General features: G+C 54.0%; 7 protein-coding genes. 6 read left to right on the forward strand and 1 reads right to left on the reverse strand.

The features are described from left to right. The first annotated feature begins 183 nt into the window (after positions 1–183). Complete coding sequence (locus ACFQZG_RS05165; RefSeq protein WP_378150493.1) at positions 184–2,166, forward strand: clostripain-related cysteine peptidase; 1,983 nt, start codon at positions 184–186, stop codon at positions 2,164–2,166. 89 nt (positions 2,167–2,255) lie between these two features. Here ACFQZG_RS05165 and ACFQZG_RS05170 read toward each other — a convergent pair whose 3' ends face one another. Further along, on the reverse strand, positions 2,256–3,098 hold the full coding sequence (locus tag ACFQZG_RS05170; protein ID WP_378150494.1) for a helix-turn-helix domain-containing protein: 843 nt from the start codon (positions 3,096–3,098) through the stop codon (positions 2,256–2,258). A 204-nt stretch (positions 3,099–3,302) separates the two neighbouring features. Here ACFQZG_RS05170 and ACFQZG_RS05175 point away from each other — a divergent pair, with 204 nt between their 5' ends. The 5 genes from ACFQZG_RS05175 to ACFQZG_RS05195 all read left to right on the forward strand — a co-directional run bounded on the left by ACFQZG_RS05175 (position 3,303) and on the right by ACFQZG_RS05195 (position 10,654). Further along, on the forward strand, positions 3,303–4,553 hold the full coding sequence (locus ACFQZG_RS05175; protein ID WP_378150495.1) for a Gfo/Idh/MocA family protein: 1,251 nt from the start codon (positions 3,303–3,305) through the stop codon (positions 4,551–4,553). Positions 4,554–4,752: 199 nt separating this feature from the next. Next, entirely contained in the window at positions 4,753–6,567 is a 1,815-nt protein-coding gene (locus ACFQZG_RS05180) for a cache domain-containing sensor histidine kinase (protein WP_378150496.1), read from the forward strand. Continuing rightward, positions 6,567–8,180: a response regulator transcription factor gene (locus ACFQZG_RS05185; RefSeq protein WP_378150497.1), complete on the forward strand. Its 1,614-nt coding sequence runs from the start codon at positions 6,567–6,569 to the stop codon at positions 8,178–8,180. Before ACFQZG_RS05180 ends, ACFQZG_RS05185 begins: the two co-directional genes overlap by 1 nt. A 114-nt stretch (positions 8,181–8,294) precedes the next feature. Beyond that, positions 8,295–9,722, forward strand: a complete 1,428-nt coding sequence (locus ACFQZG_RS05190; RefSeq protein WP_378150498.1) for an extracellular solute-binding protein — start codon at positions 8,295–8,297, stop codon at positions 9,720–9,722. Between the two features lie 62 nt (positions 9,723–9,784). After that, the gene (locus ACFQZG_RS05195; RefSeq protein WP_378150499.1) at positions 9,785–10,654 is read left to right on the forward strand and encodes a carbohydrate ABC transporter permease; all 870 of its coding nucleotides are present in this window, start codon (positions 9,785–9,787) and stop codon (positions 10,652–10,654) included.

Genomic DNA, 10,654 nt, shown 5'->3' on the forward strand with positions numbered 1-10,654 from the left:
CCCCATCATCACATCCGCTCCGTCGAGTCGGCATCAAACTTAAGTATGAGAACTTCGTTTTTTCCTGATTTTTCGACGGCAAACGTCGAAATTAGGCGCATTTCATACGAAAGTTAGTTGTTAGCGAAGCGCGGAAGAGGTAATCTCTTATCGGTAGAGATGTCTACAATGGGGGGAAGTCGCTTGAGCAAAGGGATGAAGATAGGCATTGGCGCTGCGGCCGTCTTGGCGCTTATTGTCGTGTGGGCGCTCGTATCCGACGGGGAGCCGGAGGAGTCGGAGCGGGAAGCGGAGGCCATCGTCCAAGATCAAGATAGCGCGAAGCCGGCGTCGGACGGCGACGGAGATTATACGGTACTTGTCTATATGAACGGTTCCGACCTAGAGAGCACTTATGACGAAGAGATCGGCGAGTATTCGGGAGCAGCCAGCGCGGATATAGAAGAGATGGTCGCCGGCCTAACCGGTGATCGCGCGCGGGTCGTGCTGGAGACGGGCGGAACGTTGGCCTGGGCGAACGAGCAGATCGACGGACAGCAGAACCAGCGTTGGTTGATCGAGAACGGCAGCTTCGCGCACCTGCAGGATGTCGGGAAGCGCAATATGGGCGAGGCCGGCACGCTGACGGATTTCATCGCATGGGGAGTCGAGCAATATCCCGCGGATAGATACGCGCTCATCTTCTGGAACCACGGCGGCGGCTCCGTGTACGGCTATGGCTCGGACGAATGGTATGGCAGCAATTCGCTGAGGCTGGACGAGCTGGAGAAGGGGATCGCCGCGGCTTATCAACAGACCGGACGGAAGTTCGAGTTGATCGGCTTCGACACTTGCTTGATGGCTACGGTGGAGAACGCATCCTTGCTCAGCCCTTACGGCAATTATCTCGTTGCCTCGGAGGAGCTGGAGCCGGGCCATGGCTGGGACTATAGCCGGGCGCTTGGCGAATTAAGCGCATCCTCCGACGTCGACGGAGCGACGCTGGGGCGGTGGATCGCGGATTCCTACCGGGAGCAGGCTACGGATAACGGACAGGAGAAGAATATCACGCTGTCGGTGACCGATCTTAGCAAGATAGGGAACGTCGTGACCGCGCTCGAGGCATTCGTCCAAGAAGCAAGCTCCGCCATCGTGAACGATCGGGCCGAGTTCTACAGCTTCGCGAACGCCCGCAGCCGCGCGGAGGAATACGGAGGCTCCTCTTCGCCGGAGGAAGCGATCGATATGGTGGATTTGCTCTCGCTTGCCCGCAACGTCAACGCCAGCTATCCGGATACGACGACCGCGCTGGAGGCGGCGGTTCAACAGGCCGTTGTTTATAACATTAACAGCGAGGGGCGTCCGGACGCGAACGGGCTATCGATCTATTTTCCTCACCGCAACAAGGATAGCTTCGCCGACAATCTAGAGACTTTCGCCCAAATCGGGTTCTCGCAGGTCTATACGGAGTTCCTCCAAGATTACGTCGACGGCTTGATGAGCGATACGGAGCAGGTGGACTTCGCCGCGAGCGGAGATCTCATCTTCAACTATAACGACGACGAGGAAGACGAATACGCGCCTTACGAGGTTAGCGTCGATCCGGATGCGCTGGAGCAGATCGAGCAGATCTATGCGGTCGTGTCGATGTATGCGGACGACGAAGCCGGCGAGGATAGTGCGTTGATCTACCTGGGCTACGATCACTTCGTCGACGTCGATTGGGAACAGGGCGTTATCCGCGACGATTTCACCGGGGAGTGGCTCATGTGGGACGGCAACTTCGTCGTGCTGGATCTCGTCTCGCAAGGCGACGGATATATTCGCTATGCGATTCCGGTCAAGCTCAACGGCAAGGAGATGGACGTGCTCGTCCATTACGACACGGAGGAAGGAACGTTCGAGGTCATGGGCGCCTGGGCCGGTCTTGACTCGGAGTCGGGCATGCCGGACAAGAATATCGTGCAGCTCAAGCCGGGAGACCGCATCGTTCCGCAATACTACGTGTATACGAGCGACGGGGACGATGTCGGTTATATTGACGGCGACGAGTTCGTCGTAGGCGACGATATCGATCTGAGCTACGACATGCTGCCGAACGGCGTCTACGAGTACGGCTTCGTGCTCATCGATTATTCCGGCGTCGAGACGTACACCGATTTCATCGATTTCGAGCTGGTGGATTGATTCCTCGAATATCCATACGTTTAGGGCCGTTCTGAAGCGTTTCTTCAGAACGGCCTTCTTGCTATCGAGAGGCTTGAATCGGCAACAGGTCACTGGGATGCGCTTCTGAATTCAGAGGGCGTGATGCCGGATGCTTTCTTGAACACCTTGCTGAAATAAAAAGGATCCGTATAGCCGACAATTGCCGAAATCTCCGCGATAGTGAGACTTGAATCGCGCAAAAGCTCCTTGGCCTTCGCGATTCTTATCTTTTCGATGTACTTGGCCGGAGAATAATTGGTTTGTTTTTTTAAGGTTCTTATAAATTGGAAGATGCTTAATCCGCTCAATTTCGCGTAATAGTCCATGTCGTGTCCCTTTTGGAATTCTTCATTCATTACCTTGATGATATTGTCGAGATAACCCTCATGTACTTTATTTCCGCTCCTCAGAGCCTCCGCGTTTCGGGAAAAGGAAGACAACAGCTGCAGCAAATAGCTATTGCATTTCTGTTGGAAGTAAGGCTTTTGGACCTGCAGTTCATGAATAATATTTTCAAAGATCTCCATATATTCCGAATGTATTCCCACTTGAAATACACGGTTGCCGGATAGACGCAACTCATCCAGTAAAGCCTCGGCCCGGTCGCCGGTGAAGTGAATCCAATAGAGCTCCGCTTTGTCGAATGCTCTATAAAAGTAATTCTGATGCTCGTCGGGCTTGTAAAGGATGATGCTGCCGGCTCTCGCGGTTATATCGCCGTCATCCGTCATATAGCGGCCAATGCCGTTGATGAGATAAATCAAATAAAGATCGATTCTTGTCCTATCGATAGACACATCATAATCATCGAGCTTCGCATATCCGCAGCAATTAATGGCGTACGGTGTTGATGATATGCGGTGTCCCAGGTAAACGTCATCCTCGCGCGCGGATCCGCTATAGCCGTACATTCCGATCAAGCCTTTCATCATGAGAGTGTGTGATTGCAATATATTACAGGTATAGAACAAGAATATTCATGTACTTTAATTATTGTATCAGTATGATTAAAGTTAATAAATCGTTGAATTCAAGGTGTTCCTTATCGATGAATCCGTGTTGCTGCGCTTTGGTCATGATCAATATATTACAGGGATGTAGATGGAGGGCATACGATGAATCCTAAGAAAGTGAACGTTGCGGTAATCGGCGTTAGCGGCCGCGGGTTGAGCCTGATGAACTGCATGGCCGACATGGATGACGTATACATCGCCGTAGTGAGCGATATATACGAAGACAGGATGGAGGAGGCCGTACAATCCGTGTGGTTAAACCGCGGGTACAAGCCGGATACGTGCGGCAATTATAAAGAGGCGGTTACGAGAAGCGATGTCGATTGCGTCATTATCGCTTCGTCTTGGGCGACTCACAGGGAGATTGCCGTCGCTGCCATGATAGCCGGCAAGCCGGTGGGGATGGAAGCGGGAGGGGCATATTCCGTTCACGAACTCTGGGAGCTGGTAAGGGTCAGCGAAGAAACCGGCGCAAGCTGCATGATGCTCGAGAATTGCTGTTACGGTAGAGAAGAGATGACCATTCTGAATATGGTTAAGCAAGGCCTATTCGGAGAGCTGATCCATTGTCAGGGCGGTTATCAGCATGATCTTCGAAGCGAAATCGCTCAGGGACTGGAGAAGCGTCACTACCGGTTCAACAATTACCGGCACCGGAACGGAGAATTATATCCGACGCACGAGATCGGACCGATTGCCCAATACCTGGATATCAATCGCGGCAATCGGTTCACGTCGTTAACTTCCATGTCTTCGAAGGCAAGAGGCCTGAACCAGTGGATCGTCGACAACAAAGGCGACGATCACGAACACGCGAAGGTCGAATTCACGCAAGGCGATATCGTAACGACGATGATCAAGTGCGCCCATGGAGAGACCGTATTCCTCATTCACGATACTTCGCTGCCCAGAGTCTATTCGAGAGGCGGAAGGGTTCAAGGAACGAAGGCCATCTGGATGGAGGACAAGAAGTCGATCCATATCGAAGGCCGATCTCCCGCGGAGGATCCGGATAATCTTGAAGCATCCTGGGAGCCGCTGGAGAGCTACATGGAACAATACGAACATCCTTTATGGAGAGAATATCGAAACGCCGGTCTGAAGGGGGGGCATGGCGGCATGGATTTCCTCGTGCTTCGGGCGTTCATCGAAAGCGTAATGAACGATACGCCTCCCCCTATCGACGTCTATGATACCGCGACTTGGATGGCCGTTACCTGCCTATCGGAGCAATCTATCGCATTGGGAAGCATGCCGGTAGCGTTCCCCGACTTTACTTGCGGGAAATGGATCGATCGCAACGAGGAACAACCTTCGAAATACGGGTTAAGCAAGGTCGTTCAACCCTCGTAACGGCCAAGGAAGAGCATGCGTGCCGGCGACCGGTATGCATGCTCTTCGTCATGCCGTCATTAAGGATGCGAATGCCACATGAAGATTTCAATAGAATCCGGTTAAATATTTCATACTTCCAAGGCGAAACGACCGACGATGAGGAGCGAAATTCATTGTAGAATAGAGGAAGCAATCATTCGTAAGGACGGTGTTACTTTTGAAAGCGCTTGCCAGAAGAGTCTTCCGGTATTTCGGCAGATCCTTGTATCGGAAAATGATGCTGACGTTTTTCCTGATCATCGTGCTCACGGTATCCGTGCTGATGTCGGATTTTTATTTTCGCACGTCGGGAGAGCTTAGAAGGCAGGCCGTCGAGACCAGCGATCGCATGACGCAGCAGTCCGCGGTCGCTTTCAACTCGTATTTGGAGAACGTTCGCGGCTTCGCATGGAATCACTTCAGGGACTCCGAATTTCAGAAGTTCGTCAAGAGCATGGGCAGCGATCCGGACGCGCTGAGTAAGTACAAGGGCAATTTAACGATCTACGTGAACGACAACCCGTTCGTGTGGTCGATCTCCGTCGATCAGATTAACGGTTTTTCCTTGCGGGCCGGCAATGCCATTCCCGAGATGCTCACCGAAGAGAAGGAGCGTATTACCCGCATCGGGATCGAAGCGAACGGCAAGGGCGTATGGGTGCCGTCAACGATCTACGGAATCAACTCGGATCAGACGGTACAGACGCTAACGTTCGTGCAAGCGATCCGAAGCATCTCGCTCAGCTCTCCGGGACCGATCATCGGAGTCATGATGTACCATCTCTCGTTCCAGTCGTTGGACCAATGGTTCAAGAAAGTCGAAGGGGATCAATCGAACCGCACGTATATCGTCAACGTCAAGGACGGAACGGTCGTGCATTCCCTCCTCCCGTCGGAGAGAGGCGGTTCCCTGCTAAGCGCCGACGATCTGAAGGAAGTCGGGAAGGCCAAGAGCGGACACTTCTATTCCGACAAGGATTTCGGATCGGCATTGGTCACTTACGAGAAGCTGGAGAGATCCGACTGGATGCTCGTGACGATGTCGCCGGTACGTCAGCTCATGAAACCGATCACCGATTTCACGAAGAGAACCCTCATATTCGGATCCTTAAGCTTGCTATGCTCCATGCTGTTGGCCGGCTTATTCTCTTCTAGAACGATTACGCCGCTTAAAGGATTAAGCAAAGGGATGAAGGCGATCGAAGTCGGCAATTACGAGGTAAGCCTCCCGGTTCGAAGCTACGACGAGCTCGGATACATCACTTCGTCGTTCAACCGAATGGCCAAGGAGATCAACCGGCTCATCATGAAAGTGTACGAATCGGAGATCGTGAAGAAGAACGCGGAGATCAAATCGTTGCAATCGCAGATCAATCCTCATTTTCTCTATAATACGCTCGGTATCATCGACAGCTTATCCGCGATCGACGGAGACGCAAGAATCTCGTATATCAGCAGATCGCTTGCCAAGATGTTCCGTTATAACATCAGCGGAGAAGACATTTCGACGATGGAGGCCGAGATCCATCAAATCCGCCTGTACTTGTCCATCCAGAAGATCCGGTTCGACGAGAAATTCGATTACTTGATCTATGTCGAGCCGGGACTGGATCAAGTGCCGATTCCGAAGATGCTGTTGCAGCCGATCGTCGAGAACAGCATTCTGCACGGCGTAAGCCGCAGTCGCGATGCCGGCATCGTTAGAATCGAAGCCACGATCGAAGACGGGAATAACGTGCAGATTCGAATATGGAACAACGGCATGCCGATGGAGCCGGAACGGCAGGAGTGGCTTCGCGGGAGGCTAGCCGGAACGGCGAAGAACGGAGAATCGATCGAGAACAGGTCTTCCATCGGCTTGCTAAACGTTCAAGACCGAATCAGGCTGTTGTACGGCGACGGTTGCGGCATTACCTTCGACAGCAACGGCGAGTATGGAACGACGTTCTATCTAACGATCAAGAAGGCGATGCCGAATGGGGGACAAGGCTGATGAAGTACATTGTGCTGGACGACGAACCCATCATACGCCAAGGCGTCATTCATAAGATCAGGCAGACGGGCTTGCCTTTGCTGTTCGCGGGAGAGGCCGACGACGGCGTGTCCGGGCTTGAATTGATTCGATCGGCGAAGCCGGATATCGTGGTGACGGATATCCAGATGCCCGGCATGAACGGTCTGGAGCTCATTCGCCTCTCGAAGGAAATGAATCCGCGGCTCGAATACATCATACTGAGCGGATTCGACGATTTCGAATACGCCAAGACGGCGATACGCTTCGGCGTGAGCCATTATCTATTGAAACCGGTAGAGGACGAAGAGCTGTACGAGGCGCTGAACGGCCTCGTCGAACGAATGCAGGCGGAGGATCATCGAGAGAAGACGGTGTTGAAGCTTCAGCAATTAGCGGAAACGGGACAGGAAGCGGCGCGGAGCCATACGCTCACCCGATTATTGACCGAAGAAGAAGCGACCCTGACGGACCCCTCGTTGGACGCGTTGTCCGGCAGCTGCGCGACGTTCTCGGCCGTCGTCTTCCAGGTCGAGCCGTTCAAGCTGCCGCATTATTCGTTCGCGGAGGACGAAGAGGAGCTGATCTGGTTCGCGATCAAGAACATGATCTCGGAAGCGTTCAAAGCCGGAGGGATATCGGGCTTCCTCATCCACCATTCGCTGAACCGGTGCGAGTTCGTCTATGTGCTCGGACTCCGGGCGGGCCAAGACCGCGCGAGCGTCGTCGCCGCGGCGGAAACGATCGCTTCCGGCATTCGCCGCTATCTGAGAATCAACGCGGCGGTCGGAATCGGTCCGTTCCTGGATCGGATCGACCGCATCCAGGACACTTACCGCGACGCGAAGCAATTCGCGCGGAACGCGGTGCTGCATGGCGTCAACCGCGTGTATCCATGGACCGCGCAGCCCCCTTATAAGGCGAATCGGCAATCCATCATCGGCAACGAAGACAGCAAATTGCTTGGGGAATGGCTCGATCGGTTGGAGGCGGACAAAGTCGTTCGGTGGATGAGACGGCGTCTAGGCGCGATAACGCAAGATCCGAACGCCGTATTCGTGCAAATCGAATGGTTCTGCGTCGACCTGTATTTGTTGTTCAACAAGCATCTGCTGGCCAATGCCGTCGACGCGGAGTGGACGATCGGAGAGCTGGACGACCTCTTGCGCTGGCTGCAACAGGTCATGCAGGTTAGCGAAATCGAAGATCGAATGATCGGGTTGGCTTCCAACGTCATCGGTCGCCTTGCCGGAAGCGGAGACCCTTCGGGCAAAGAAATCATGGAAGTCGTCCGCGCGTATATCGACGTTCATTACGCCGAGCCCTTGTCCTTGCAAGCGATCGGCGAACGGTTCGCGATTCATCCGAATTACTTCTCCAAGCGGTTCAAAGAGAAGTACGGCGAGAGCTTCATCGATTATCTAACCGACACGCGAATGAACGTCGCCGCGAAGCTGTTGAAGGACACGGATCTGAAGGTGCATCAAATCGGGGAAAGGGTAGGCATCGAAGACGCGGCCTACTTCGGAAGCGTCTTCCGCAAGCATTACGGAGAGACGCCGAAGCAATACAGGGAACGGACGCATTCGCCTTAAGAATTTCATATCGATTCGGGTTAACCCCTTAAGATATTCGCTTAATCCTCGGAATCGGCGAATCTATAATGAAGGTAAGCAAGACGAGATGAACCGAGGGGGAAACAGGCAAATATGAAAAAGAAGCTTCGCTTGTCCGCATCATCCGCATTATTGCTGTCCGTCGCATTGCTGGCCACCGCTTGCGGAGGAAATAACGGGAACGACGGTAACGGCAATGCATCTCCGAGTTCGAGCACCGCCGCGGAGAGCAGCGCTGCCGCGCCGTCGTCCGAATCTTCGGGCGCCGCGCCCGAAGAAGACGTCGAGATCGTCGTATGGGATAAGCCGAGCGCCGACGGCGCCGACAAGGCGTTCAAGGAAGCCAAGTTCGCCGAATTCGAAGCGAAATATCCGCATATCAAGGTCACGCACGTCGAACAGACGAAGGAGAAGGAACGCGAGCAATTCATGACCGCGGTTGCCGGCGGAGAGCAACCGGATCTGTACAAGAACCCGTATCCGGACATGGAATCGTACATCGCGCAAGGCATCGCGGCCGACATCTCGAATCTGTGGAACGGCTTCGAAGGGAAAGGCAACTACTTGCCTTCGTCCCTGAACGCCGCGACGGTTGACGGCAAAATCTACGGCGTGCCGAACGATATGTACGTCACGGGTCTCCTGTACAACAAGCAAATGTTCGCGGACGCGGGACTGGATCCGGCTGCCGCCTTGAAGGACTGGGATTCCTTCGGAGCCGCCGCGCAGAAGCTCACGAACGCCGACGCCGGCACGTACGGTTACGCGATTCTCGGCATGGATTGGGCGGACTGGTTCTTCGAGTACTACGTCTGGCAAGCGGGCGGCGATCTGACGGAGAAGCAACCGGACGGCACGGCCAAGCTGACGTTCACGTCCGAACCGACGCTTAAGGCGCTTCAGTATTACAAGGATCTGAAGTTCAAGTATAAGGCAACCCAGAAGAACGTCGTGCAGAGCTTGGACGATAACCAGAAGGACTTCTACACGGGACGCGCGGCTTCGATGATCGCGGGATCTGACTGGATCGGCGGTCTGGTCGCCAAGGGGATGGATCTGAACAACATCGGGTTCTCCGGTCTCCCGGTCGGTCCGTCGGGCAAGGCGCCGGCCCAAGTCGGCGGCAGCTACTGGATTCTGAATCCGAAGGCATCTCCCGAGAAGCAACAAGCGGCGTTCACATACGCGACCTTCATCACGTCCAAGGAGTATCTCGAATCGCAGCTTCAATACAACAAGGACAACGGGATGTTCCCGAACCTGCTCTCCGTTCGCACCGACGTGGAAGTGACGAAGTACGTCGACGGCTTGCCGGCGGAGCTCGTGACCGGCGTTCAGTCGGCGGCGAAGGACACGCACCTGGAATACTTCCTTAAAGCTCGCTTGAGCCCTTATATCGTCAAGCCGATTCAAGAGGCACTCCTGAAAGAGGATACCGATCTGCTGGCTTCGTTGCAAGCGGCGCAAGATCTCGCCCAGAAGGAAGTCGTCGACAAATTCAACGAGGAAGTCAAAAAATAAGAGCGATCGGGGTTCTTTCGAAAGGGGGAACCCCGATTTCTATTCCGGGGTGAAGGAACCGCATGACGAGAATAGCGAACATCCGTTGGATGCCCGTTCTGTTTCTCTTTCCATCCGTGCTTTGCTATTTGTTGTTCAAGTACTATCCGCTGCTGAGCATGGTCTACGTCAGCTTCTTCCGCTACAGCATCGTCAACCCGCCCGGGGATTTCGTAGGGCTGGCCAACTATACCGAGTTTTTGTCTTCCTCTACCTTTTGGCAGGCGTTGTCCAACACGTTCGTTTTTTTCGCGCTTTATCTAGGGCTTACCTTCTGGATTCCGATCGTGCAAGCGCTGCTCCTTAGCGATATACGGAAGGCGAACGCGTTCTTCCGGTTCATGTACCAATTGCCGACAATCATGCCTGCCGTAGCGGGCGTTCTCGTATGGAAGTGGATGTACAACCCCGATTTCGGTCTGCTTAACTATTGGCTCGATCACATCGGACTCGGTCCGTACATGTGGCTTAACGACTTGAATATGACGAAGCTGGCGATCGTGTTGCCCGCGGTATTCGCAGGCAACGGGATTTCGCTGCTGCTCTATTATTCCGCGATCAAATCGATTCCGGCGGAAATTCTGGAAGCGGCTAAGGTAGACGGCGCAAGCCCCTGGAGAAGAATGTGGACGATGCTGTTGCCGAACATCCGGTTCATCGTCGTCATCCAATTCATCGCGTTCATGTCCGGCGTCTTGCTGGCTTACGATAACATCTACGTGATGACCCAAGGCGGGCCGGCGGGCAGCACGACCGTCGTATCGATGCTCGTCGTGAACACGGCGTTCCAACAATCCCGGTTCGGCATCTCGGGCGCCATGTCCTTGTTCATGTTCGTCGTTATCGCGATATTGACCGTAGTGCAGAATAAAATCTCCGCGGAAAAGGATTGA

This window comes from Cohnella sp. GCM10027633 (assembly GCF_042675445.1).
GTDB lineage: Bacteria > Bacillota > Bacilli > Paenibacillales > Paenibacillaceae > Cohnella.